26 protein-coding genes are annotated in these 26,560 nt (G+C 40.7%); 20 read left to right on the top strand and 6 right to left on the bottom strand.

The window, feature by feature from the left end; translation table 11 throughout:
- The 10 genes from fabG (at position 1) to MKZ10_RS01805 (ending at position 9,864) form a co-directional block, all read left to right on the top strand.
- Positions 1-741, top strand: a complete 741-nt coding sequence (gene fabG / locus MKZ10_RS01850) for a 3-oxoacyl-ACP reductase FabG (RefSeq protein WP_342509963.1) — start codon at positions 1-3, stop codon at positions 739-741.
- Between the two features lie 315 nt (positions 742-1,056).
- Entirely contained in the window at positions 1,057-2,109 is a 1,053-nt protein-coding gene (locus tag MKZ10_RS01845) for a fatty acid desaturase (protein ID WP_342507359.1), read from the top strand.
- Positions 2,110-2,191: 82 nt separating this feature from the next.
- A complete protein-coding gene (locus tag MKZ10_RS01840) occupies positions 2,192-3,322 on the top strand; it encodes a sensor histidine kinase (protein WP_342509961.1) in 1,131 nt (376 codons plus the stop codon).
- A 1-nt stretch (position 3,323) separates the two neighbouring features.
- The gene (locus MKZ10_RS01835; protein WP_342507357.1) at positions 3,324-3,932 is read left to right on the top strand and encodes a response regulator transcription factor; all 609 of its coding nucleotides are present in this window, start codon (positions 3,324-3,326) and stop codon (positions 3,930-3,932) included.
- Between the two features lie 228 nt (positions 3,933-4,160).
- Positions 4,161-5,426, top strand: coding sequence for a kynureninase (gene kynU, locus MKZ10_RS01830; protein ID WP_342507355.1), 1,266 nt, complete (start codon positions 4,161-4,163; stop codon positions 5,424-5,426).
- Positions 5,423-6,058: an arylformamidase gene (kynB, locus tag MKZ10_RS01825; RefSeq protein WP_342507353.1), complete on the top strand. Its 636-nt coding sequence runs from the start codon at positions 5,423-5,425 to the stop codon at positions 6,056-6,058. Before kynU ends, kynB begins: the two co-directional genes overlap by 4 nt.
- Positions 6,051-6,869, top strand: coding sequence for a tryptophan 2,3-dioxygenase (gene kynA, locus MKZ10_RS01820; RefSeq protein WP_342507352.1), 819 nt, complete (start codon positions 6,051-6,053; stop codon positions 6,867-6,869). The genes kynB and kynA overlap by 8 nt, the downstream gene beginning before the upstream one ends.
- Positions 6,870-7,206: 337 nt before the next feature.
- Positions 7,207-8,094, top strand: coding sequence for a D-alanyl-D-alanine carboxypeptidase family protein (locus tag MKZ10_RS01815; protein ID WP_342507350.1), 888 nt, complete (start codon positions 7,207-7,209; stop codon positions 8,092-8,094).
- Positions 8,095-8,180: 86 nt separating this feature from the next.
- Positions 8,181-9,494 (top strand): D-serine ammonia-lyase, encoded by a 1,314-nt coding sequence (locus MKZ10_RS01810; protein WP_342507348.1) that lies wholly within the window; start codon positions 8,181-8,183, stop codon positions 9,492-9,494.
- Positions 9,495-9,534: 40 nt separating this feature from the next.
- Complete coding sequence (locus tag MKZ10_RS01805; RefSeq protein WP_342507346.1) at positions 9,535-9,864, top strand: hypothetical protein; 330 nt, start codon at positions 9,535-9,537, stop codon at positions 9,862-9,864.
- 43 nt (positions 9,865-9,907) lie between these two features.
- On the opposite strand, the gene MKZ10_RS01800 is transcribed toward MKZ10_RS01805, so the two are convergent.
- Positions 9,908-10,642: a YqcI/YcgG family protein gene (locus MKZ10_RS01800; protein WP_342507344.1), complete on the bottom strand. Its 735-nt coding sequence runs from the start codon at positions 10,640-10,642 to the stop codon at positions 9,908-9,910.
- Positions 10,643-10,750: 108 nt separating this feature from the next.
- On the opposite strand from MKZ10_RS01800, the gene MKZ10_RS01795 reads away from it, so the two are divergent.
- Positions 10,751-11,602 carry an arginine deiminase family protein gene (locus MKZ10_RS01795; protein WP_342507342.1) on the top strand — a complete coding sequence of 284 codons (852 nt, stop codon included), beginning with the start codon at positions 10,751-10,753 and terminating at the stop codon, positions 11,600-11,602.
- 121 nt (positions 11,603-11,723) lie between these two features.
- On the opposite strand, the gene MKZ10_RS01790 is transcribed toward MKZ10_RS01795, so the two are convergent.
- Positions 11,724-13,412 carry a methyl-accepting chemotaxis protein gene (locus tag MKZ10_RS01790; RefSeq protein ID WP_342507341.1) on the bottom strand — a complete coding sequence of 563 codons (1,689 nt, stop codon included), beginning with the start codon at positions 13,410-13,412 and terminating at the stop codon, positions 11,724-11,726.
- Positions 13,413-13,608: 196 nt separating this feature from the next.
- Between MKZ10_RS01790 and MKZ10_RS01785 the strand changes: the two genes are divergently transcribed.
- Entirely contained in the window at positions 13,609-14,586 is a 978-nt protein-coding gene (locus MKZ10_RS01785; protein WP_342507340.1) for a ring-cleaving dioxygenase, read from the top strand.
- 41 nt (positions 14,587-14,627) lie between these two features.
- Here MKZ10_RS01785 and MKZ10_RS01780 read toward each other — a convergent pair whose 3' ends face one another.
- The 3 genes from MKZ10_RS01780 to MKZ10_RS01770 form a co-directional block, all read right to left on the bottom strand.
- Positions 14,628-15,995, bottom strand: a complete 1,368-nt coding sequence (locus tag MKZ10_RS01780; protein WP_342507338.1) for an FAD-containing oxidoreductase — start codon at positions 15,993-15,995, stop codon at positions 14,628-14,630.
- A gap of 503 nt (positions 15,996-16,498) precedes the next feature.
- A complete protein-coding gene (locus MKZ10_RS01775) occupies positions 16,499-16,942 on the bottom strand; it encodes a carboxymuconolactone decarboxylase family protein (RefSeq protein WP_342507336.1) in 444 nt (147 codons plus the stop codon).
- Between the two features lie 85 nt (positions 16,943-17,027).
- Positions 17,028-17,717: an NAD(P)H-dependent oxidoreductase gene (locus tag MKZ10_RS01770; protein WP_342507334.1), complete on the bottom strand. Its 690-nt coding sequence runs from the start codon at positions 17,715-17,717 to the stop codon at positions 17,028-17,030.
- A 184-nt stretch (positions 17,718-17,901) separates the two neighbouring features.
- Between MKZ10_RS01770 and MKZ10_RS01765 the strand changes: the two genes are divergently transcribed.
- Positions 17,902-18,393 carry an Rrf2 family transcriptional regulator gene (locus tag MKZ10_RS01765; RefSeq protein ID WP_342507332.1) on the top strand — a complete coding sequence of 164 codons (492 nt, stop codon included), beginning with the start codon at positions 17,902-17,904 and terminating at the stop codon, positions 18,391-18,393.
- A 292-nt stretch (positions 18,394-18,685) separates the two neighbouring features.
- A complete protein-coding gene (locus MKZ10_RS01760; protein ID WP_342507330.1) occupies positions 18,686-20,290 on the top strand; it encodes a gamma-glutamyltransferase family protein in 1,605 nt (534 codons plus the stop codon).
- A 79-nt stretch (positions 20,291-20,369) separates the two neighbouring features.
- Here MKZ10_RS01760 and MKZ10_RS01755 read toward each other — a convergent pair whose 3' ends face one another.
- The gene (locus MKZ10_RS01755; RefSeq protein WP_342507328.1) at positions 20,370-20,510 is read right to left on the bottom strand and encodes a hypothetical protein; all 141 of its coding nucleotides are present in this window, start codon (positions 20,508-20,510) and stop codon (positions 20,370-20,372) included.
- 361 nt (positions 20,511-20,871) lie between these two features.
- Here MKZ10_RS01755 and MKZ10_RS01750 point away from each other — a divergent pair, with 361 nt between their 5' ends.
- The 6 genes from MKZ10_RS01750 (at position 20,872) to MKZ10_RS01725 (ending at position 26,553) form a co-directional block, all read left to right on the top strand.
- Positions 20,872-21,072, top strand: coding sequence for a hypothetical protein (locus MKZ10_RS01750; RefSeq protein ID WP_342507326.1), 201 nt, complete (start codon positions 20,872-20,874; stop codon positions 21,070-21,072).
- Between the two features lie 85 nt (positions 21,073-21,157).
- Positions 21,158-21,562 carry a (deoxy)nucleoside triphosphate pyrophosphohydrolase gene (locus MKZ10_RS01745; protein ID WP_342509959.1) on the top strand — a complete coding sequence of 135 codons (405 nt, stop codon included), beginning with the start codon at positions 21,158-21,160 and terminating at the stop codon, positions 21,560-21,562.
- 25 nt (positions 21,563-21,587) lie between these two features.
- On the top strand, positions 21,588-24,482 hold the full coding sequence (locus tag MKZ10_RS01740) for a DEAD/DEAH box helicase (RefSeq protein ID WP_342507324.1): 2,895 nt from the start codon (positions 21,588-21,590) through the stop codon (positions 24,480-24,482).
- Between the two features lie 81 nt (positions 24,483-24,563).
- Entirely contained in the window at positions 24,564-25,454 is an 891-nt protein-coding gene (locus MKZ10_RS01735) for a pentapeptide repeat-containing protein (protein WP_342507322.1), read from the top strand.
- A complete protein-coding gene (locus tag MKZ10_RS01730; RefSeq protein ID WP_342507320.1) occupies positions 25,451-26,155 on the top strand; it encodes a nucleotidyltransferase domain-containing protein in 705 nt (234 codons plus the stop codon). Before MKZ10_RS01735 ends, MKZ10_RS01730 begins: the two co-directional genes overlap by 4 nt.
- A gap of 11 nt (positions 26,156-26,166) precedes the next feature.
- Positions 26,167-26,553, top strand: coding sequence for a hypothetical protein (locus MKZ10_RS01725; protein WP_342507318.1), 387 nt, complete (start codon positions 26,167-26,169; stop codon positions 26,551-26,553).
- The last annotated feature ends 7 nt before the right edge of the window (positions 26,554-26,560 follow it).

The following is a 26,560-nucleotide window of genomic DNA, read 5'->3' as shown; positions in this document are numbered from 1 at the left end:
TTGCGTTTACAGAATAAAACCGCAGTTATTACAGGTGGAGCGAATGGAATTGGTGCTGTTGCAGCCACGCTTTTTGGGCAACAGGGAGCACAAGTGGCAATTCTTGATTTTGATGAACAAGCAGGGGAAGCGAAAGCACAGGAATTGCGAGATGCAGGGGTAGATACGGCTTTTTTCAAAGTAAATGTTTCGGATAACGATGATGTTAAAGAGGTAGCGGGTCAGGTCGTTGACAAGTTTGGCAAAGTAGATATCCTCATTAACAATGCCGGCATTACAAAAGATGCGATGCTGTTAAAATTGGACGCTGCGGATTTCAAACAAGTCATTGATGTCAATTTGACGGGCGTATTTAACTGTACGCAAGCTTTTTTGCCCGCAATGCTTGCTCAAGGGAAGGGCAAAATCATTAATACATCGTCTATTGCCGGAACGGGTGGTAACGTAGGACAAACAAATTATGCGGCGTCGAAAGCGGGGGTCATTGGCATGACGAAAACATGGGCGAAAGAATTTGGTCGTAAGGGTATCAATGTCAACGCAGTCGCACCGGGTTTTATTGAAACAGATATGATTGGTACGATTCCAGAGAAAGTGATGGGGCAGATTAAATTGCTAACGCCATTTACACGACTGGGTAAGCCGGAAGATATCGCAAATGCTTATTTGTTTTTAGCTTCTGACGAATCGGATTTTATTAATGGGATCATTCTTGAGGTAGATGGTGGCATGTTGAAGTGAATGAACTGTAAAGAAGAGCTGTCCTTAAAATAAAATGAGGATGGCTTTTTGTTTATTTAACTTAATTCATCAGGAGTCTTCCACTTCTATAGATGATGGGATGAATGCTAAATATGCCATCAAATTCAGTGTGGGTTCGAACCCCAGCTGAATGAAGTTAAGCCTCCGGCGGATAGTATTTGTGAATTTATTCACAAGAAGTGACAGTTATCATATGATTTTCATGACATCTATGTCTTCTGCAAAGTTTGAAAGTTCTTTACTATGAGAGTAAGAAATATGTGAGCGAAAAAACATCCAACTAGGGAGGATAACATGAGTAAAGAAAAAACGAAGCAGTTGCATAAAGATGTTGCCCCATTTGCGAAGTCCGATCAAAAGAAAAGTATTATGCAGATTGTCAATACGGTACCTCCATTTCTACTATTATGGTTTTTGGCCTATCAAAGTCTATCCGTGTCTATTTGGTTGACACTAGGAATTGCTGTCATTGCATCAGGATTTGTTATCCGAACGTTCATCATTTTCCATGATTGCACGCATGGTTCATTTTTCAAGAATAAAAAGTTGAACGATATTGTTGGTACGGCGACAGGTGTTTTGACGCTGTTTGCTTATGAAAAGTGGAAACGTGAACATTCTATCCACCACGCAACAAGCTCAAATCTCGATAAACGCGGTGTTGGGGATATTTGGATTATGACGATTGAAGAATATGTGGAAGCGTCGAAATGGCAGCGTTTCGCTTACCGTTTGTACCGTAATCCACTAGTGATGTTTGGATTTGGTCCATTGTATCTTGTGCTCATCTCAAGTCGTTTTAATCGCAAGGATGCACGGAAGAAAGAGCGTAACAATACGTATTTGACGAATGCAATTCTTGTTGGTTTGTATACAGGTATGATTTTACTTGTTGGCTGGCAGGCATTCTTGATTGTTCAAGGATCTATTATGTTCGTCGCAGGTGCGCTAGGTATTTGGTTATTCTATATCCAGCACACGTTTGAGGACTCGTATTTTGAAGAAGAATCTGATTGGGATTACGTGAAAGCTGCTGTTGATGGCAGTTCTTATTATAAGTTGCCACGTGTATTGCAGTGGGCGACAGGTAATATCGGTTTCCACCACGTGCATCATTTGGCGCCGCGTGTACCGAACTATAATTTGGAGTTGGCACATGAATCGACGCCACCTCTTCATCAGGCAACGACGATCACAATCAAATCAAGTTTGGAATCAATTCGCTTCCGCCTCTATGATCCAGAACGAAAAAGGTTTGTTGCTTTCAAAGAAGTTAAGCATCTTGTGAAATCGGCACGAGCTTCGATTGATTTGAAACCAAAACGCACGAGCTTGGATGTAAAATAAATTGCCGACCAGTCATCTCTTTTACGGGGTGGCTGGTTTATTTTGCTATAATGGAAGTAAGACAGGATGGTGAATGAATAATATGCAAAGCTGGTATAGTATTTTTCCGAAAAATCCATTGCTGAGTATTTATGCGTGGGTGATTTTTTGTTTTTTACCGTTCTTTTTCATTTTTAGGTCATCATCGCCGATTGAAATTTCCATCGGTATATCGCTGTTGTTCTTATTCTTTCTGTCATTCCGCTTTTCATTCAAATCAAAAACTGGGCTTGTTTATATGTGGCTTAGTTTTGAAATGGTCATTAATGTTGTGATGACGCTATTATTTGGCTATGTGTACTTATCTATATTTACTGCGTTTTTCATAGGTAACATCCGTAATCCAGTTGGTTTTTTCATTATTTACGGACTTCATATTGCGTTCACGATAGGTGCAATTGTTGCAGGTTTTTTCATCGAAATCGAATTGTTTTTGCCGCAGGTCCATTTCATCCTTATTTCTGTCATTGGGACAGTTCTATTGCCGTTCAACTTGTATAACCGCAATAAGCGTGAAAACCTGGAGGGGCAATTGGAGGATGCGAAAGAACGTATTTCAGAATTAATCATCATGGAGGAGCGCCAACGAATTGCTCGTGATCTTCATGATACGCTTGGACAAAAGTTATCGCTGATTGGTTTGAAGAGTGATCTAGCAGGAAAATTGGTGTCGCGTAATCCACAAGCAGCTGAAAAAGAGTTGCATGATATACGGCAGACGGCCAGTATAGCATTAAAGGAAGTACGTGAGTTAGTGGAGGACATGCGTGCCGTGAAGCTGGAGGATGAATTGATGCGGATTCAGCAAATTTTGAAGGCGGCTGAAATGGATTTCACAGTTGTCGGTGATCCGGCATTTACCAATATCCCAGCAATCGTCGAAAACGTGCTGAGTATGTGCCTGAAAGAAGCAGTGACAAATGTTGTCAAGCATAGCTATGGGACATCTTGCTCGATTGCATTTGAACAGTTGACAAATGAGTTTGTTATCAATGTAGAAGATAACGGGATTGGCATTACAAGAGGCGGCGAGACATCGCCTGGCAGTGGGTTAAAAGGGATGCGAGAACGACTCGAATTCATTAACGGTAGCCTCCGTATTGAGGGGGGCGAGGGTACGAAGTTGTCGATTCGAGTACCTGCCATTATTAAACATATTGTGGAGGCTGATTGACATGATACGTATTGTAATAGCGGAAGATCAAGGGATGATGCTTGGGGCACTAGGCTCATTGCTCAATCTAGAAGAGGATATGGAAGTTGTCGGTATGGCGAAAAATGGGGAAGAAGCCGTTGCGTTAGTGAAAGAGCAGCAACCTGATGTGTGCATTATGGACATTGAAATGCCGGTAATGACAGGGCTTGATGCGGCAGAGGCATTGCGAGGCGAGGACTGCAAAATTATCATTTTGACGACATTCGCGAGGACAGGCTATTTTGAACGGGCACGCAAAGCGGGAGTACGCGGTTATTTGTTGAAGGACAGTCCGATTGAAGAACTAGTTAGTTCGATTCGGACAATTATGGACGGTAGACGTATCTATGCGCCGGAGCTCGTTGATATTGCTTATGGGGATGATGAAACAGAGAATCCATTGACAGAGCGTGAAAGCCAAGTGCTGGGACTCGTCGCAGATGGCAAAACGACGAAAGAAATTGCGGGTGAGTTGTATTTAACGCCAGGGACTGTGCGCAATTATATTTCTACAATCCTAGAGAAACTAGGGGTGGGCAATCGAATTGAAGCCATTTCCCGGTTTAAGGATAAGGGCTGGTTTAAATAAATAATTTTTGAGGGAGCCGACAGAAATGTCGGTTTTTTTTGTGGAGAAATAGACATGGTGGTCATAAGCCTGCTTGTGCCGGTCATAACACGGTCCAAGACGGTCATAAACTCACCTATGGCGGTCATAATACGCTCCATGCCGGTCATAAAACCTATTTACAAGGTACATTCACAATATGGTATGCTTTATTTGAAAACTGAAAGTTCTCATAAGGGGGAATAGGGGATGTTCGGAGTCGATTATGCAAAGGGGCTTGACGATAAAGACGAGCTTGCGAAGTACAGGGACGAGTTTTATCTGCTGAAGGATACGATATATATGGATGGTAATTCGCTCGGTTTATTATCCAAAAGGGCAGAGCGAACGCTACATGATTTACTAGAATCATGGAAAACACTAGGCATCGATGGCTGGACGGAGGGGGACAATCCGTGGTTTTACCTGTCAGAATCTGTGGGGGAGAAGATGGCGCCGCTTGTTGGGGGACTAGCGAGTGAAGTGATCGCGACAGGATCGACCACAACAAATCTGCATCAGCTTGTCGCAACGTTTTACAAGCCTTCTGGCAATAAAACAAAGATTCTCGCGGATGAACTCAATTTCCCATCGGACATTTATGCGTTGAAAAGTCAGCTCACCTTAAAGGGCTACAATCCTGCTGAACATCTCGTCCGCGTCAAAAGTCGTGACGGTAGATTTTTGAATGAGGCAGATATTATTGCGGCGATGACGGATGATATTGCGCTTATTGTTTTGCCGGCGGTGTTATACAGAAGCGGACAAGTGCTTGATATGGGGCGACTGACAGCGGCGGCGCATGAGCGTGGCATTCCCATTGGTTTCGACTTATGTCACTCGGTTGGTTCGGTTGAACATGCCTTACATGATTGGGGAACGGATTTCGCTTTTTGGTGTACGTATAAGCATTTGAACGGCGGACCTGGTTCCGTTGCTGGCCTATTCGTCCATGACAAACATTTCGGTACAGCACCTGGGTTAGCCGGCTGGTTTGGCTCTAAAAAGGAGTCGCAGTTTGATATGGATCATGTGATGGACCCTGCACCGGATGCAGCAGCGTATCAGATTGGGACACCGCATGTCCTTAGTCTAGCGCCAGTCATTGGTGCGCTTGAATTGTTTGAGGAAGTTGGCCTACAACGTGTGCGTGACAAATCGCTTCAACTCACAGCCTATATGATGGAATTAATTCGGGAAGAACTGTCCGCATATGGGTTTACAATCGGCAATCCACTTGACGATTCGCGCGGGGGTCATGTTCTACTTGAACACGAAGAAGCAGCCCGCATTTGTAGAGCACTGAAAGCAGAGGGAGTTGTTCCAGATTTTCGTACGCCGAATGGCATTCGACTAGCGCCTGTAGCACTGTATAATTCTTTTGAAGACGTTTGGCATACGGTGCAGAAACTAAAAGTTATTATGGACAGCAAACGCTATGAAAAATTCACTAATCAAAGGGGTGTTGTGGCATGACAGAAAAATGGATTGATATTTCACAGCCGCTTCAAAATAATATTGCAGAGTGGCCAGGAGACACGCCGTTTACGTATGAAGTAGCATATGCTAAAACAGATTCAGGTTCCGTTAATGTTGGTAAGATGACAATGAGCGCACATCTGGGGACACATATTGATGCGCCGTTTCACTTTGATGATAATGGATTGAAAGTGCTTGATTTGCCGATTGATTTGTACATTGGCCGTGCGCGAGTGATTGATATGACTGGAGCTGAAAGTGTTGGGCGCGCGGAGTTGGAAGGTCTCGATTTCGGTGGCGCCGAACGAATTTTATTGAAAACGGGGAGTCGTCCCGATGCCAATGTGTTTCCAAAGAATTTTACAGTGTTGCGTGCAGATATTGGACCTTTATTGAAAGAGCGCGGGGTTCGGTTGATTGGAGTTGATACGCCATCTGTTGACCCTGAAACGAGCAAGCTAATGGAGGCGCATCATGCACTCAATGATAATGGCGTGATGATTTTGGAGAATATTGTGCTCCGTGCAGTTGAACCAGGGGATTACGAGCTGATTGCGTTGCCATTACCGTTACAGGATGGCGATGGTAGCCCGGTGCGTGCTGTATTGCGGAGGTACGCGCATGACTGAAAAAGGAATTCACACGGATTTTCGGGATAATATGACGTACAGTGAGTATTTGAATCTTGATAAATTACTGTCGAGCCAGCAGCGCTTGTCTGGTCATCATGATGAAATGCTGTTCATCGTTATTCATCAGGTAAGTGAATTATGGATGAAGCTCATTTTGCATGAGCTGGGTACGGCAATTGAGTTGATTGAAAAAGACGAACTGCCGGAAGCGTTCAAAATGCTGGCTCGTGTGTCAAGGACGCAGACACAGATTATTCAGGCGTGGGATGTACTGGCCACGTTGACACCTGCTGAATATATGGAGTTTCGTGGGAGCTTGGGCAGGGCATCTGGCTTTCAGTCGTATCAGAATCGGCTGATTGAGTTTGCGTTTGGTTATAAGCAGTCACATATATTGAAAATTTACGAGAAGGATCAAGAGTTGGCAAAAGAACTTGAAAAGGCCTATCGTGCGCCCGGTATTTACGACGTAGCAATCCGCGCGCTGGCTAGAGCAGGCTTCGCGATTACGCCTGAGTTGCTGACCCGCGATTTTTCCGTAACCTATCAAGGGGATTCGACAGTGGCGGATGCATGGCTTGAAGTGTACCGCAATGTCGATGATTACTGGGATTTGTATCAGCTTGCGGAAAAATTAGTTGATATTGAAGATAGCCATCAGCAATGGCGATTCCGTCATATGAAAACGGTTGAACGAATCATTGGTTTCAAAATGGGAACGGGTGGCTCGTCCGGCGTGAACTATTTGAAATCCGTGCTGGACCATCGCTTCTTCCCGGAATTATGGGATGTACGGACAAAATTATAACTTAAGCCTCCAACATGATTGAATAAGGAAAACTCCGTGGAAAAGGAAATTCACTCCTCCTCCACGGAGTTTTTGATGGTCTGTTACTAACAAATGCTAGCAATGAACCTGTCGAACTGATTGCGCATCGACTGTAGGAACGCCTCCTCGAACCGCTGTGGCCCATTGCCCCAACCTTCAAACGCCCCCCCATCATCACATCGTTAGTCTATTGTATTCGGAAAAGAGGGTAGTGGTGTGTGCAGAGAAACTTAAGAAATTCTTCATAATTATTCTATAAAATTCTTCATTTTTAGTGGTCATAATGAAAGGATAGAATTGAAAAGGTGTGAACGAAATGAAGAAATTAGGATTTATCATAGTAATCTGTGCGCTTAGTCTCACTTTTGTATTGAAGGATAAGCAATTGATTTCCGAAGCAGTTGATATGAATAGCAGTGCGAAGGCAACGATTTTACTAGAAGCAGAGACGGGAAAGGTATTATATGAGGACAATAGTAAACAACCATTGCCAATTGCGAGTATGTCTAAGCTGATGACACAATACGTAGTGCTAAACGCAATGGATAACGGGGCGTTAACATGGGAAAGTACCTATCAGCCGAGTGAATATGTGCAACAGATGGTACAACAAGCAGGTGCAGTTAAATTGGGTTTGGTAACAGGCAACTCGTATACAGTGGAAGAGCTTTTCATTGCGATGACTGTCAGTTCGGCGAATGATGCAGCGATGGCACTTGCTGAAATGGTTAGCGGAACGGAAGAGGCTTTTGTGGAGCTGATGAATAAGCAGGCCAACAGTTTCGGGCTCAAGGAGACGACTTTTTACAATGCGAGTGGGCTGGATGGCGATTATGTCGGGAAAGAACAAGATGAAACAAATCTCTCGTCTGCAAGGGATATCGCAACGATAGCACAACAATTACTTGCCAAATATCCAGAGGTACTGGATATCGCAAGCATGACAGACTATACGACAAGTGAAGGAACACGGCTATGGAGTACAAACTTAATGCTGCCGGGTATGCCACAAGCTTTTCCGGGAATCGATGGATTGAAGACGGGTTATACAGATCAGGCAGGTTCTTGTTTTGTCAGTACAGGTATCTTTGATGGTCGGCGTATTATTACGGTTGTGATAGATGTTGAAGCAGGCGGAAATGATACTACCAATCCAAGATTTGAACTGACAAAAGAGCTTATTGAACGGTACGTGATGAAGTGAAATTCTTGCCGAAATATATATTTGAATATTTGAATAAGTTAGGAGTGAGTTCTATAATAAAGAGAGGATAAGAGGGGGGAAAGGCCGTGTTGGATGAAGCAGAAGTGAATAAGTGGGCAGATCAGCTACCACTTATCGAGCAGATGATGGAACGCAAGGAAGTTTTGTGGTTAAATCCATTAGTGGAATCAACAGCAACCGGAATTCCGAAGACAGGCATAACCGTATCGGATGTCCAAGATGCATCAGCTCGCCTCAAACATTTTGCCCCATATATCGAGCGAGTTTTTCCGGAAACTAGACCTTCGAAAGGCATTATTGAATCACCTCTCACGATTATTCCAACTATGAAACAAGCACTTGCAGATGACTACGACATAGAAATAGCTGGAGAATTGCTTGTGAAACAAGATAATGCCTTGCCGATTTCGGGTTCTATTAAAGCACGTGGTGGTATTTACGAAGTGCTTAAACATGCGGAAACGCTGGCGATTGAACACGGCTTACTTACATCTGAAGATGATTACGCCAAGTTTGCAGAGCCAAAATTTAGTCATTTATTTGCCAAACATAAAATTGCAGTCGGATCGACGGGTAATCTGGGCTTGAGCATCGGTATCATGAGCGCAAAGCTTGGTTTCGATGTCACTGTCCATATGTCGGCAGACGCAAAACAATGGAAAAAGGACATGCTGCGTGAAAAAGGTGTCACCGTCATCGAGTACGCAGATGATTATAGTAAAGCCGTCGAAGAAGGTCGTCGTCAAGCAGATGCAGATTCGACCTGCCATTTTATCGACGACGAAAATTCACTCGATCTATTTTTAGGATATGCAGTTGCTGGGGAAAGGATAGCCGTACAATTAAAGCAGGAAGGAATCACCGTGGATGCAGACCATCCTTTGTTTGTCTATCTACCATGCGGAGTTGGCGGGGGACCGGGTGGCGTCGCATTCGGATTGAAGCTGGCGTTTGGCGACCATGTGCATTGCTTTTTTGCGGAACCCACACATTCCCCGTGTATGATGCTTGGGATGATGACGGGCTTACATGACAAAATGTCCGTCCAAGACTTTGGCCTCGACAATAAAACCGTAGCGGACGGGCTCGCAGTCGGCACGGCGTCAGGTTTTGTCGGTAAAACCATGGAACCACTTCTAGCAGGCTGTTACACCATCACGGACGAAACGCTGTTCAAGCTATTAAAAAAGCTTGCTGATACGGAAAATATCAAACTCGAGCCATCCGCACTTGCTGGAATGACGGGTCCCGTGCATACCATTCGTGAGCATATAGTGGGTGCTAATATGGCGGGCGCAACTCATCTTGTCTGGGCAACAGGCGGTGGCATGGTACCGGAAGCTGAAATGGCCGCATACTACACAGCAGCGGAGAAGTGAATTACAGTATTTCCCGGGAAATCGGTAGAGAGGAAGACCCGTGTTCCTACCATTACTACGTTATACAAAACGAAAATGGGTCGCTCAGTACAAACATATCCTATTGGAGGCGATTGTTGTGGAACGAGATTGGACGCGGAAGAACATGACCATTCAAATTCGGCAGATTGTTCAAATGGAAGATGCTTGTGGCATTACTTTTTCTCCAGAAATGTTGGCGCATTTGAAGGTAGAAGTAGGCGAAGAGGTGCAAGTAGTAATGACAGAAAACGATTTGATTATTCGAAAAGTGCTTCCAGCCAACTATCTGGATGGCGATTCAGATGGCTTGCAAGATCTTGTGCACGAAGCCGAGGAAACATACAAGTAGACCGAAGGAGGTGAAGTAAGAAGTCGACTAGCTCAGCCGGCTTTTACTTCATCTCTTTATGCGTAAACGGACATACACCTTGAATAGGCTCCGCATCATCGCCAATGAAAAATTGCTTCCATTCATGATGTGATGGGTCGCCAAAGTGACTAATATCGGGATGCTTCGGCAACTGATCCCATACCGCAACACGTTCACGTACTTTTTCGCGTGACATCATCCCACCAGGTTCTGTTCCTTTTAACCCCTCGAAAATTCTTCTAGGCTGAAACCCAATGACCATAGCATTGCCAAGATTACGTGTTTTTCGTTGCTTGTAGGCGGGGGCATTACCAAAAACGAAAATCGGCTCACCGAGAAAATGAAAATCCCACAAATAATGCTGAGAATCCCGGGGGCTTTCCGCAGGCCATTCTTTATTATCGACTCCATGCAGATATTGTAGAATCTCCCAAAACTGCTTTCGATAATCATCCAACGAACCCTCAATTTTAAATGGCTCTACAAATACAAAGAGCCCATGCCGCTTATGATTAGGCTCTTTGAAAAGTGCCAAAAACGACTCTAACGCAGTCGGTAAATTAGACCAATCATCTTGGGTCACAAATGCATATCGTAGTTCACCCTTCAACTCTCCGTTCATCCCAAAATAACAGGGAAACGTCTTATCTGTTACTGTCCTATGAAATGTTTCATATTCCTTCAACAACCAATCTGGCAAATCAGTACGCTTCGCAAAATCATCTTTTGTCAATAAAGCATCATCTGTCTGAATCATACTATTTCCTCCATTCCAGTCATTTTTACTACCCTAAATAAAAATGTTTAAATCAACTGTCGAAGGGAACACCAATGAAGACGACTAAATTTATTGGAGGATAAAAAAATGAGCACCCCAGTGGAAGAGACACCGATAACTCAATGCGATACAGAATATGATACGCTACGCCGTGTCATCCTATGCCAGCCAAAATTCATGGCAATCGAAGAGGTAATCAATGATGTACAAAAGAAGTATGAAGATGAAAATATAGACGTGGAACTTGCGATGAACCAGCATAAAGACTTTGAACAAACGCTGAAGGAATACGGAGTTGAGGTAATCACATTGCCGTCATCCGCACAATTTCCGGAACAGGTTTTCACACGTGATATTGGCTTCACTGTTGGAGACGACATTTTCGTTTCGGAGATGGCAAGTGACATCCGTAAAGGTGAGGAGGAGGTACTGGAAGAGTGGTTGGACGATGAGGATATCCCATTCCAAACAACGACAAATCGTGTGGAAGGCGGCGATGTCATTGTTGACCGCGGTACAGTATACGTCGGTATCAGCAGTCGCACATCTGAAGAGGCAGTCCAGAAATTGAGGCATGATTTGCCTGACCACGACATCATCCAAGTACCGTTCAATGAAAAATACTTGCACCTCGACTGTGTGTTCAATATCCTATCACCCGAAATTGGGCTGATCTTCCCAAAGGCGCTAGACAAAGAAACAATCAATATGCTGTCAACAACATACAAACTTATCGAAGTATCCGAAGAAGAACAATTCACAATGGGTACGAACGTCTTATCAATCGGTGATAAACAAGTGTTCAGCTTGCCACAAAACAAAAACGTCAACGCACAAATGCGCGCCCGCGGATTCGAAGTGATCGAAGTCGACTTCTCAGAAATTATAAAATCTGGCGGTTCTTTTCGATGCTGCTCGATGCCGATTGTTAGGGAATAGCATGTAGGTGAACTGTCCGAGTGCCAGTATTCGTTTTCTATCAGCTTTTCGATGCGTTAGCATAAGCTATTAAAAATATAGTGGTGTCAGGCACTCGGGTAATACAGCATATCTACTTTCTTCAGAGCGTAAATCGTGCCATGTCACCTTGTAAGGTCTCTGCTAGTTTTGCTAGTGTTTGTGCACTGGACGAAATTTCTTCAGTCGTTGCAAGCTGCTCTTCGGTTGCGGCGCTTGAGGACTGCGCTTCACTGGCTGATTGTCCTGCAAGCTCCTCGATGCTAGCTGATTCATAGGCAACTTTATCTGTCATTGTGCGAATCTGTTCAATTGTGATGGAGACAGTAGCAAGCTTCTGACTCATATTAGCCGCTGCGTCCTCAATACTGTTGAATATGGTGGCTGTTTTTTCCGTGTCAGCAAGCCCTGCTTGAACACGTTGACTGCCGTCCTCTGTACTCGTAACAGCTTGTCCCACATTGTGAATCATGGCGTCCATCATCCGACCAATTTCTTCAGCAGAATGCTTGGATTGTTCAGCAAGCTTGCGGACCTCATCGGCTACAACGGAAAACCCTTTTCCATGTTCGCCTGCTCGAGCTGCTTCAATCGCCGCATTTAATGCCAATAAGTTCGTTTGGTCTGCGATGCCTGTTATAAGTGCTGTGACAGAACGAATTTGTTCTGAGTGCGTAGCCATTTCACTGATGATGGTTGTAGATTGTTCCATCGTTGTACGAATGGACTGCATTTGATCGGTGAAATTATTCATGAAAGTCGCTCCATCATTGACGAGTCGTGAAACAGCTGTGGAAGAACTTTGTAGTGCTTCATTGTCTACTGTTATCCGATCGATGCCAGTAACCATTTCACCTATGGAAATAACGGACTCCTTAACTGTGGACGCCTGTCGTTCATTCGTTAGCAAACTGCGCTCTGTAATGCCGGCAACCATTTCAGAGGCAGCTAGGCTTTCTTCTGAGCTAGCAGACAATTCTTCTGCATGCGTCGCAAGCTGGGAAGCAGATTGTCTTGCATTTATAATGATTCCACGAAGATCACCTACCATGTCGTTCAAAGCATCCGCCATTTCTCCGAGCTCATCCTTGGTGCGAACATTCACGGGTTCCACAGCGAAATCGCCAGTAGCGAGTTGTTTAAGCGCTACTGTCATCGTTCCTACAGGACGTGAAATGCTACGACTGATAAGGCGTGCAATGGTTACGGTAACAATACTCGCAATTCCAATTAGACTAGCAATCAGTATTCGAATCAAAGCCAACGCATCTTGCAGCTCTTTTTCAGTCTGTAGTTGCTGATTTGTTTGGATTTCCATTAGCTTTCTTATATTTTCATTAATCACGATCTCGTACATCTCAGCCTCGGCAGCTATTTTTGCAGCGGTTTCTAAACTGCCTTCTTGGACATCTCTTATCGCAATTTCATTAATTTCCCGATAACTTAAGGCGGCTTCCTTGACTGCTTTGAGTAATTCTTGTTCAGAAGGGGCTTGTATGAGTTTATCTAATTCTTTTAATTTATTTTTAAATGAAGTCACCACTTCTTCGCGATGTTCCAAATAAGAATCTTCTTTATAAATGATAAATCCATGAACATTTTTAGCATCTTCATTTTGATTGGATAATAATTGTTCAAACAATAAAACACTATTTATTTTTTCATCAATTAAATAACGGTACTCCTCATTCAATTTCATCAATGCCCATAATCCGGATGCACCGACGACAATTAAAATAACTAATATGGATGTAAAGCCAATCCATAATTTTTTCCCTACAGTAATTCGCATGTCAAAAGTCCTCCTAAGTTATATAGCTATTTATAATTATAGAGTAGGAAGGAAAAGTTTAATGTAAAAGTAATGTAAAGATTGTGTAAGCCGTTCCAAATCAAAGCCATTGACATTGTCGATTATTTATTATAATATTATCTTGAATTCGAGATAATTAGTTGATTTGAAAAAAACATACATTGGAGGAATACTTATGAATCATTTAAAAGGAATGCACCACGTAACAGCCATTACAAGCAGCGCAGAGGAGAATTACAAATTTTTCACCTATGTATTGGGCATGCGTTTAGTGAAGAAAACGGTAAACCAAGATGACATTCAAACGTACCACCTGTTCTTTGCAGATGATGTAGGCGGCGCCGGGACAGACATGACATTCTTCGATTTTCCAGGTATCCCAAAAGGTACGCATGGTACAAACGAAATCTATAAGACGGCTTTCCGTGTGCCGACGGATGTTGCACTGGATTATTGGGTGAAGCGCTTTGATCGATTAGATGTGAAGCATGCAGGTATTGAAGAGCAATTCGGCGTCAAAGTACTGTCATTCGTCGATTTCGATGACCAGCAATACCAAATGATTTCAGATGAAAACAATAAAGGCATTGCGTCTGGTACGCCATGGCAAAAAGGTCCGGTTCCATTGGAATATGCTATCACTGGACTCGGCCCCATTCATATTCGCATCGTGGAATTTGATTATATGAAAGAAGTGTTGGAGAAGGTTTTGTTGTTCAAGGAAATTGGGCAAGAGGGAGATTTGCATTTATTCGAAGTTGGCGAAGGCGGTAACGGCGCACAAGTCATTGTTGAAAAAAATGATGTGCTTCCTCCAGGTCAACAAGGCTTTGGTACAGTGCATCACGCAGCATTCCGTGTCGAAGACCGTGCTGTTTTGGACGAATGGACGGAGCGTATCGAAAGCTTTGGCCTACGTACATCTGGCTTCGTCGATCGCTTCTTCTTCGGATCGTTGTATTCAAGAGTAGCACCCGGCATTCTATTCGAATTTGCTACAGACGGACCGGGCTTCATGGGTGATGAACCTTATGAAACGCTTGGCGAAAAGCTATCGTTGCCTCCATTCTTGGAAGGGCAACGCGAGCAAATTGAGCAAATGGTGCGTCCGATTGATACAGTGAGAAGCACAAAAGAATTCGTTAAAGAATAATGATAAGACCTTCCATGCGGTGTGGAAGGTCTTGTTTTTTGTTAATCAATCGATACCGCAAACAAATCATTTAATGCCTCGCTCATCGTTGGATGCGTAAAAATCGTATCACGCAAAAATGTATACGGCAATTTGGCTTCCATGGCAACCCGAACGATATTGATCATTTCACTCGACTCTGCACAAAACAAGGTACACCCTAAAATCTCTTGGGAGTCGGGGTCGACAAGAGCCTTTAACAGCCCGTCCGTTTGCTGAACAACACGTGCACGTGGAATGGCTGCCGCGGGAAGTGTCACTACTTTGTAGGCAATCCCTTGTTCCTTCGCCATATTTTCATTCAACCCCACCTGCGATAAAACCGGATCAATGAATACGGAGTAAGGCACGTTGTTACGCTGTTTTCTTGTATACTTCCCAGCACCAAACAGCTGGTCTTTGACAATCCGGAAATCATCCAACGAAATATACGTGAACTGAGGACCGCCATTGACATCGCCTAGAGCCCAAATATGATCCACCGTTGTTTTCAATACATCATCGACGACAATGGCCCCTCGCTCATTTACTTCAATCGCCGTGTTTTCAAGACCAAGGCCTTCTGTATTCGGCTTTCTTCCCGTAGCCAATAACAATGCATTGCCGTATGCCTCTGCCTGAATGGAATCACCTGCTTGATAAGAAACGGCCACTCCACCATCCCGATTTTCAATGGACTTCACTTGGCTATCGACAACAAAAGTAATGTTTTTTGCCTCAAGCACTTTCTTCACTGCAGCGGCAATATCCCGATCTTCATTGCGTAAAAACAATGGAGAGCTGTCAATCACGGTTACTGCTGAACCGAAATTTGCATAAATTGAAGCAAACTCCAAGCCAATATAGCCCCCGCCGATAATGACTAGTTTTTCAGGAAGCTCCTCTAACTGCTGAAGGGTCGTCGAATTATAAACGAAATCAGCGTTGTCCAATCCCTCGATTGTTGGGATAATCGGGGAAGAGCCTGTGTTGATAAAGAATTTATCGGCGGATAACTCCAGTGTTTCATTGTCAGTTGTTACTTGAATTTTGCTGTCATTTAGAAATGTAGCGGTTCCTGTATAGACGGTGACGCCCTCCGCATCATCCAGCATATGAAAATTCTTATTACGTAAAAATGAAGTTAATCCGTCCTTTTGTTCAATTGCTTGTTTGTAAAAGTCCTCGTTAGAAGCACTGGAAAGCTTCCGTTCATTTGATTGATGAACGAGTGATTTTGTGGGAATGCAAGCAATGTTAATGCAAGTTCCGCCGTACATGGCAGCGGACTTTTCAATCATCGCCACATGCTGACCTTCCTTAGCAAGCAGTGAAGCTAATGTTTTTCCACCTTTACCAAATCCAATAATAATTGCATCAAAATGATCCATGGTTTCACGCTCCTCTTTTATCTATTGCCTTGTTAATGGAAGGGTAAACGTGTCGGGAAATTAACCTGAAGAATTCTCTTAACAACGCTTGGTGCTTGGGCTACCCCCAGTAAGGTGCCTTCGCTGGAGACTACAGAGAATTAGTACACTACGATTTAAACATAGTATCCCAAAATAGAGTATTCTAAGTACTCGGAGTTTAGGATTTTTTATAAAGCCAAACCAGCTTTATATACAGTATATTAAGGACAGGTTAGTGTAGCTCGTGAATAAAGTTTGATTAAAAAAATCTCACAAACCCATACTTCACGATAAATTTAACAAATCCCTTTTGAAAAAAGATTGATCAAAAGGGATTCTTATTCAGCGGATTTAAGTTTAATTTTTAAAAAAATTGATTATTTTCTACCTATGTTGTTCAACAATCGCGACCGAATACTGAAGATAAACAATATTATTAAATGTATTCGAAACGAACACTATAAGATGTTCACTGTGAGTTATTATTTTTCAGTTGCCGTATTCCCCATTGCAATAGAAATTCTATTCCAACTGTTGATTTGGTTGATAATTAGAACAAGGTCAACATATTGTCTTTCGTCATAATGTTCACGTACTCGTTGATAAAGCTCATCTGGTACACGTTTTGTCGGGATTAAAGTCACGTGCTCTGTCAACTCAAGAGCTACTTTTTCTGCATCTGAATAAAAGGTACACTCTCTCCAAGCGCTAATACAATATAAACGTTGTTCCGTTTCTCCCATTTTTCTAGAATCTGCCGTGTGCATGTTAATACAGTATGCACAACCATTTATTTGAGAAGCTCGAATTTTTATAAGTTCACGAAGTTTCCGGTCTATACCTGTAGTTTTCGTATACTTTTCCATCTCCATCATGATTTCAATTGCTACTGGTGCCAAATTGTAATAATCAATTCGTTGTTCCATTTTTAATTACCTCCTTAAAAGTCTTAGTTAACTCTGGATTTTAATATCTTTCCCTTTAATTCAAAAGGTCACTGATTTTTCTAGTTTAGAAAGATTGTGAGTTAATATAATCTATTAATTCTTTTTCAGTTGATTTTATTATTTCTTCTTTGTCGTTAGTAAACATGTCTAAGCCTTGAGCACGTATTAATTTCATATGGTTAATTCCCATCATGTGCAATACTCCGCGCATATATTGTGGAGCAATATCTAAATTTACATATCGGTAATTAGTATCATATTCACTTCCACTCGTGAGGATAAATGTGACCTTGGTAGTTTCGTCTGACATTAATCCAACTGAACCAGTTTCAGTGTATTTGAATGTTTCTCTTGCTGTTAGAATATTATCCAGATAGTCTTTAAACCTTGCAGGCACATTCCAATTATGCAAAGGCATATAAATATAAATATAATCTGCTGACTTCCATTGTTTAATTAATTTATATTGTGCTTCATGATTTTTTAATTGTTCAGCAGACATTTCTTTAGGATTAGTAAAATTTAAAGTGTCAGCAGTAACTTGCGGGATAAAATTATTTGGATCGTAAACATTTAATACCTTGATTGTTCCTTGACCATTTAATTTTTCTTGTAAAGTTTTTAATCCAACATCTGCTAAACGATTTGCTGTTCTTTTTTGATTATTGTAATCAGGATGAGCCATTAACTGTAAAATATTCATTGTTCCACCTCTATTGGTTTGATTGTTTTGTAGTTCCATTCTTGATTTCAATTTATTTCCTCCTATGAAATCTTATTGTAGACTAAGTTAATCAACGATTAACTTAGTCTACAATAAACGCTATGATTATTTTTGTCAAACGAATAAATTTATCGAAGAGAGAGGTATCATTTGACTAGTACTCTAAATCCCCATAAGATACAATTGATAGTCCTTCAAAAGTAGGTGAATTTATATGCAATATAGTGTCGGAGTAGAATATGCTTTACATTGTCTGGTTTATTTAATTGATGTTCCTTCCAAAGAAAGTGTTGGAATAAAGGATTTGGCAGAGTTTCAAGGACTTTCCGAGACATTTCTATCAAAAGTTTTCGGTAAATTAACTAAGGCTGGTATTGTAAGTTCTGTCCCCGGTGTGAAGGGTGGATATAAACTTGCTAAATCTCCAGAAGATATTTCCTTTTGGGATGTAGTGGAAGCAGTTGAAGGTCCTAAACCTATCTTTCAATGTAAAAATATTAAAGATAATGGCTATTTATATCGAGAAGGATGCTGTTCAGCTCCCTCCTTTTGCACCATAAACTTAGTTATGCTCGAAGCAGAAGAAAAAATGCGTGATTATCTACGTAGCAAAACCCTTTCATGGTTAAATAAGGAACTCGATCAAGTCCTGCCCAAACAAATGCGTAAAGATACCCAGATATATTTTTCAAAAAGCGACATATAAAAAACCTCTCATGAAATTCCTTAAGTGGAGTTTTGAGAGGTTTTTTTCTTAGTTCAAGGAAACGTATCCCGCAATTGTCTATTGATAATTACAACAGCCTTGCATCAGAATATGGACCGTTTGTGGAACAAGAAAAATCACGCACTCAACATGAGACCGCTGAAAAAATCCCCGCTTATGCCTTGAAAAATTTATTCAAAATACCAAACATTATCTTTATCAAAAAAAACGGTGACAGGCATTCGCCTATGTAAGGTATAATCAGAGTATTACAGCAACGAGGGGGATTTTCATGGATTACTTATACCACCCGTATCAATCAAAACGTCATACCGTATTTGCTAGGAAAGGAATGGTCACTACATCTCAACCGCTTGCAGCGAATGCAGGACTGGAAATCATGCAAAAAGGCGGTAATGCCATAGACGCAGCCATTGCCACTGCAGCGGCCCTAACAGTCGTCGAACCAACATCAAATGGCATTGGTGGCGATGCATTTGCGCTCGTTTGGGTCAAAGACAAACTATACGGACTCAACGCATCTGGTCCGGCGCCTGCCACATTAACACCTGAAGCTGTGAAAGTACTTGGGCATGACAAGATGCCGGTTCACGGCATGGTGCCAATCACAGTACCTGGTGCACCGGCGGCTTGGGCGGAGCTATCCCAGAGATTCGGCAAGCTACCATTGAAGGAAGTGCTAGCCCCTGCGATTCGCTACGCAGAAGAAGGCTATCCATTGACTCCCATCCTCGCGAAATACTGGGGATTCGCTTATAAAAAATATAAAGAACTATTCACGGGCGATGAATTCAAGGCCTGGTTCGATACATTTGCACCAAACGGTCGTGCACCTGAAGTGGGTGAAATGTGGTCTTCGCCAGGTCATGCAAAAACACTGCGAGCTATCGCTGCCACAGATGCGCGTGATTTTTATGAAGGCGAAATTGCCAATCAAATCGATACTTATATGAAAAAATACGGCGGGTTTTTATCCAAAGAAGACCTTGCTGCCTATAAGCCCGAGTGGGTCGAGCCCATTTCTGTGAACTATAAAGGCTATGACGTATGGGAAATTCCCCCGAATGGTCATGGCATGGTCGCACTAATGGCTTTGAACATTTACAAAAAACAAAGTAAACCACAGTGGCAGTCAGTCCAAGCACTCCATGAGCAAATCGAAAGCATGAAGCTAGCCTTTACAGACGGCAAAGCTTTTATAACAGAAGAAGCGGATATGCCTGTCGAAACAGCCCATCTATTATCGGAGGAATACGCCGAAAAACGTTCCGCACTCATTGGTGATGAAGCGCTAGATCCACAAGTTTATGACTTGCCTAAAGGCGGGACAGTCTACTTGGCAACAGCTGATGAGGAAGGGAATATGGTATCCTTCATTCAATCGAACTACATGGGCTTTGGTTCAGGCATTGTGGTACCTGGAACAGGAATCGGCCTGCAAAATCGAGGGCACGACTTTTCACTGGAGGAAGGTCATCCGAATGTATTGAAGCCAGGGAAACGAACGTATCACACAATCATTCCAGGATTTCTATCAAAAGACGGACAAGCAGTCGGCCCATTTGGCGTCATGGGCGGCTATATGCAGCCACAAGGACATTATCAAGTCGTGCTCAACACCGTAGACTTTTTACTGAATCCACAAGCTACATTGGATGTGCCGAGGTGGCAATGGATGGCAGGGAAGAAAGTAGTCGTCGAGCCAGAATTCCCGAATCATTTAGTACAAGCACTCATTCGAAAAGGCCATGACATAACCGTTGCCGCAGATGGTGGTAGTTTTGGGCGAGGGCAGATTATTTGGCGGGATCCAGTGACGGGTGTGCTGCAGGGTGGTACGGAATCGCGGACAGATGGGGCGATTGCGGTTTGGTGAGGAATTAAAAAAGGTACCACTAGCTCTGAAACAATTGTGCGTTGTTTTCAGAGCTAGGCACCTTCTTGTGGTCTAATCATTATTGGTCGGAAGTTGTATTGGTGTTCCCAGAAGCATTTTCATAAGCAACTAAAGTTACTCCTAGTTTATCCTCCAAGACATTCAATGCCGCTAATTGTTCATGGTTCAAATCTGCTATTTCAACCTTATCAAGTGACATATCAGATTCTCCTTTCTAATGTAGCTATATTGTATCCGGTGTAGGTGGGATTATACGTTGGGAATCAATCAAATTACTTAATATAGAGTCCTCAATCGAAAATAATAACCAAGTAGGGAGCATTTAGCGTACCTTATTTGGTTATTATTTTTTTAATCGTTTTTCCACTTATATCTTCCAATATGGCTCTTAAACTGGGTTATTTTACTACTGACCTAGTTGAATTCAGTTTGTAGCTATTTGATTAAGGACCAAATAAGGAGTCCTAAACGAGAAATAAAGGACTTTTAAGTGCCTAATGCGTGAAATGGTTTTTTAAGTTCCTTCACTTTTCGGATGGATAAAAAATGACGCTAATTACATGGATATCCGAGTGCCTGTTACCACTACACTATGCTCTCAATGTGGCACGCCGATGCAGGAAAGGTTTATCTTTGAACCGGACGCGACGCAGTATTGTAGTGAAGAGTGCCTGAAACAAGTGATAACGTGGGAGGATTATTTGGCGATTCATGATAACGGGAATGGGGATGCTTATTGGACGGATTGGTATGATTGTTGATAATAGGCGGTAGATGTTGGATAATGTTTATATACAGATAATTCGGAACTACTAATGATACGAATAGAAAGTAAAGGTGAGAATCATTAAAAAGACAGTACATGTTGTAGGTGCAATTATAGAAAATAACAACAAAGAAATTCTTTGTGCACTACGAGGACCAGAAATGACATTAGCGAACTACTGGGAGTTCCCAGGCGGAAAGATTGAGCAAGGTGAATCAAAGGAAGAAGCACTAAAGCGGGAAATCCAAGAAGAGTTGAGCTGTACAATTGAAGTTTTTGAGCATGTGGAAGATACGACTTATGAATATGAAAAAGTCATTGTGCGATTAGAGACATTTATGGCGAAGGTTGTTTCAGGAATACCGATAGTTTCTGAACACGCGGAAATAAAGTGGGTGACTAGAGAAGAGTTACCGAGCCTGAACTGGGCACCGGCAGATATACCTGCGATTGAAAAGATATCGAATACGATCTTGTACAAATAACATAGAGAAATGATGTGATGTTTAGATGGAAAGCTTTATTCGTAATTTAACAACATCTTTACATGCAGGATTTATCGATAAAAATCAAAGTAATTCTGGAAGTTTTAAGCCGGAGCTACTTATCAATAATGAAAAGAAAAATAGTAACGTACTAAATACATTACAGGAGGAACTTGCGAGTAGCGAGGACTTCCTTTTTTCAGTTGCATTTATAACTGAGAGTGGACTTGCTACTCTGAAATCCCTATTTTCAGATCTCGAAAAAAAGGGCGTTAGCGGACGTATATTAACTTCTACATACTTATATTTTAATCAACCAAAAGTATTTAAAGAACTTATGAAATTAACAAACATAGAAGTACGATTAACAAAATTAAAAGGCTTCCATTCTAAGGGATACATATTTAAACATAAAACGCACTACTCACTGATCGTCGGAAGCTCTAATTTAACAGCGCATGCTTTGAAAGTGAATTATGAGTGGAATGTTAAATTAACTTCGCATGAAAACGGCGATATTGTTCACCACTTTAAAAATCAGTTTGAAGACGTATGGGATGAATCTGAATTACTCACTGAAAAATGGATCGAAAGCTATGAAATAGAGTATGAGAAGAATGCGGATAAAAGAATGGCCGAGCAGGTTATTGAGATACCTGGAAAGTATACAACCAATGCAATCGAAGAATCTTTAAAAATAGTCCCTAACAACATGCAGCAAGCAGCGTTGTTACAAATTCAGGCGATTCGTGATGAAGGGAAAGACAAGGGGCTTGTTATTTCTGCAACGGGTACTGGAAAGACGTATTTATCTGCATTTGACGTGAGAAATTTTGCACCTAAACGCATGTTATTTATTGTTCACCGAGAACAGATATTAAACAAGGCAAAAGATGATTTTCAAAGGATTCTTGGTGGTATCAGTGAGGATTTTGGGATGTATGTGGGTGCGAGTAAGCAAGTAGATAAGAAATATCTATTTGCCAGTATTCAAACGCTGTCAAAGCCAGAGAACCTAAGCCAATTCGATCCAACAGATTTTGATTATATATTAATAGATGAAGTACATAAGGCTGGTGCAGATTCTTATTTAAGGGTCATTGACTATTTTAAGCCGAAGTTTTTAATGGGCATGACAGCTACACCAGAACGGACAGATGACTTTAATATTTATGAACTGTTCGATTACAACATTGCGTATGAAATCCGTTTACAAGAAGCGCTTGAAGAGGACATGCTTTGCCCATTTCATTACTTTGGCGTGACGGATTTTGAACGTGACGGAGAAGAAATTGACGACACGACACTTTTATCAAAGCTTGTTACAGAGGAGCGGGTTAATCATATACTCGAAAAGGTAGATTACTATGGTTTTTCTGGAGAGAGTGTAAAGGGGCTAATGTTCTGTAGTCGAAAAGATGAAGCTATAGAGTTATCTCATGCGTTAAATGTGCGGGGATTGCGAACGGTTGCTTTACTAGGAGACCACTCCCCAGAGGAACGAGAGCGTCAGATAAATCTCTTGGAAAATGGATTTCTCGATTACATTATAACCGTGGATATTTTTAATGAAGGAATCGACATTCCTTGTATTAATCAAGTCGTCATGCTAAGACAAACGCAATCGAGTATTATCTTTATTCAGCAGCTTGGAAGAGGTCTGCGGAAGCACGATTCGAAAAGTTATGTCACGATTATTGATTTTATCGGCAACTATAAAAACAACTATCTCATTCCTGTGGCGTTGTCAGGCGACCAATCGCTAAATAAAGACAATATACGTCGACATACGAAGGACACAAGTTATATAAAAGGTGTTTCAACGATTAATTTCGAAGAAATCGCTAAGAAAAAAATCTTTAGTTCCATCAATCAAAGTAATCTAACGGCATTGAAGATTTTGAGGGATGCTTATACTGATTTGAAAAAGAGGATTGGCAGAATTCCATACTTATACGACTTTGTTGCCAATCACTCTATTGACCCGACGGTAATTGCGGATAAGTACGTGAACTACTATCAGTTTTTAATAAAGATGAAGGAAGAAGTTCCGGCATTAAGCGTTTATCAAGATAAAGTATTAACAATGCTTTCTGCAGAAGTTTTAAATGGTAAACGAAAGCACGAAATTATTTTGGTAGAGATGTTATTGAAGCAAAACGAAGTTTCACACGATGACTATTTGGAGCAGCTAACAGCCAATGATTGTCGTACAGATGAAGGTACCCTTCAATCAGTAAATCGTATCCTGGACCTTTCATTTTTTACGCTGGCCAATAAAAGTAAGTACGGAGAAAAGCCGATAGTGGAAATGAATGAGGCCGGACGCTATCAGCTCAATACATCCATACAGGAAAGCCTGGCGAAGAATCCATATTTCACAAAACTAATTAAAGATGTTATCGACAGTGCCAAAGAGAAAGCAGAAAAATATCAAAGTGATCAGCCGCTTACACTGTACGAAAAGTATTCAAGAAAAGATGCATGTAAACTATTGAATTGGGGCAGTGACGAAAGTTCGACGATGTACGGATACAAGCCAAAGCATGGCACATGTCCAATCTTCGTAACCTATCATAAAAATGAAGAAGTCGAATCGAGTGTCGACTACGGCGACGAGTTCCTGAGCCCGGAGCTTTTTAAATGGTACACAAGAAGTAACAGAACGTTGCAATCTAATGAAGTACAAAAAGTTATTCAATCGCCAGGGAACAATATGGATATTCACATATTTGTAAAGAAGGATGACGATGAAGGAACTGATTTCTACTATCTTGGAAAAGGAATTCCAGATAAATCTAGTGTTGAAGAAGACCGGATGGTTGATAAGAATGGGAAGGAGCTTCCCGTGGTGCATATGAACATGGTGATGGAGCAGGCTGTGGAGGGGAAGTTGTATCACTATTTAATGGAGGAATGAGGGGGGTAGTTTTATTTATGATAAGGGGAACCGTACCATAAGTAAGTGCGGTTTGGATATATATATAGGAGGGATATACTATTGGATCTTGAAATTATAAGTATTAAGGAAATTAATTTGGAAGTAGAACGTGAAAAGGTATGTATTAAATACGAAGAAGAAGATAATCTCTTATTGGAGAAAGTTAGAATATTTAAGTCTACTTTTTCAAATGTTGGTCTTAAAAAAGCTAATTTTAATAGTTGTAGTATAAATAATTCGCTTTTTGAAAGTTGTTATTTAAGATATGCAACTTTTAATAATGTAGATTTAACAGGTTCGGTTTTCATAAATTGTGATTTATCGAATGTAAAACTTAATTCATGCAATATCAGATATGTTAAATTTAAGAAGTGTCAAGTTAATCTAAAAGAAGTTTTGGGATGTTTACCACAAGAGACAAATTTGAAAATACAATTATTAAAAGAACTTAGATTAAATCAAATAAGCATTGGTGATAACAAAGGTGCGGACGAATTATTAATAAAAATTCTAGATGCAGAAAAGTCATTATTGATGGAACGTGTAAAATGCGAAACAAGTTATCATCAAGAGAGAGAAGATTTTGTTTCTAGAGTTAAAGCATACTTTAATTATATTTTGTTAAGTCTGAATGACTTGATATGGGGGTATGGTTTAAAATTATCGAGACTTTTTAGAGCAGCACTTACTATAATATTTGTATTTGCTATTTTAATTTACCTTTGCACTAAAGCTGAATATCTCTCAACAACAACAGCCAGTAATGTTTTAGTAGAATTGAGTTTTTGGGATTCTATATATGTTAGCTATACCAATTTTATAACAATGGGTTATGGAAATTATATTCCTAATACAATGACTACAAAAGTTATTTTTGTTATTGAAAATACTTTAGGTTATATATTTCTTGGCTTTCTTGTATCAGGGGTTTATAGGAGAATCTCGAAATGATAGAAGAATATAATTTTAATTATATAAAAGGTCTAGAAGTTGTAATGGTTTACGGTTCCGTGGCAAGAAACGAGGCTGATATTAATTCTGATATAGATATTTTTGCTTTAGTAGAGGATTCACTTACAGAAATAGAGAGAGAAAAGGTAATAGAGAAAATATATTACCAAATCTCCGCCAAGGAAGTGAATGTCTCTTTATATACTAAAGAGATATTCAACAAAATGTCTATAGATGGTTCCCTATTTTTATGGCATTTAGAAAAGGAAGGAAAATATCTTTTTAATAAAAAAAATGAAGATATTTTTATCAACCTATCCAATTTTGATGGCTATCAAAAGAATATGAAATTGTATAGAGACTTATTTAACAGTGTTCAGAAAAGTTTGTTAAAAAACGGAGTAAATAGTTATGATTTATCAATGTTATTTTTCTTATGTAGAAACATTAGTATATTAACCTGTTTTAAAATAGATAATCCTAACTTTGGACGACATTCTGCCTATGAAACTCTTACAAAGTATTTAAATTATGAACCAGTAACTTATTCAAATTTTATCTCGTTATCTAAATGGAGAATTGATTATACTAGGGGGCTTGAAGAGGAACTAGCTTATCCTAATAGAGATAGATTAATAAAGATTATAAATGAAATATCAAATTTACTAGACGTATGTGAAAAAATTATTAATAGTGAATAGTGGGGATAAAAATGAAGAGTATAGAGATATTAAAATCTTTTTATGAAGAAATCAATAAAAATAAAACTTTAATTTTTAATTACTCAAAGGTTAGTGAATTTGAAAGGAATTTATTTATATCAATATCAAATTTTATTTATAAAAAATATAACTATCAGCTTAAAGGATTAACTAAATTACACTTTAGCAGATTAGAAAATGCTATTGATATAGTAAGTGATGATAAGGTATTAATAGATTACGCTTATAAATTAAATTCAATGATAGCTACACGGACGATTACTATGGGCTATGGCGGCAATGCTGAAAAGAAGATAATAAAAAATCACAAATTAGACAAATTTATTGAAGAATTGAAAGAATATGTAGAGGAATACGAAAGAGAAAACCGCACTTAGTCTAGTT

The sequence above is a fragment of the Sporosarcina sp. FSL K6-2383 genome, assembly GCF_038618305.1.
In the GTDB taxonomy this organism is placed as follows: domain Bacteria; phylum Bacillota; class Bacilli; order Bacillales_A; family Planococcaceae; genus Sporosarcina.
This window is presented reverse-complemented; position numbering and strand designations above follow the sequence as displayed.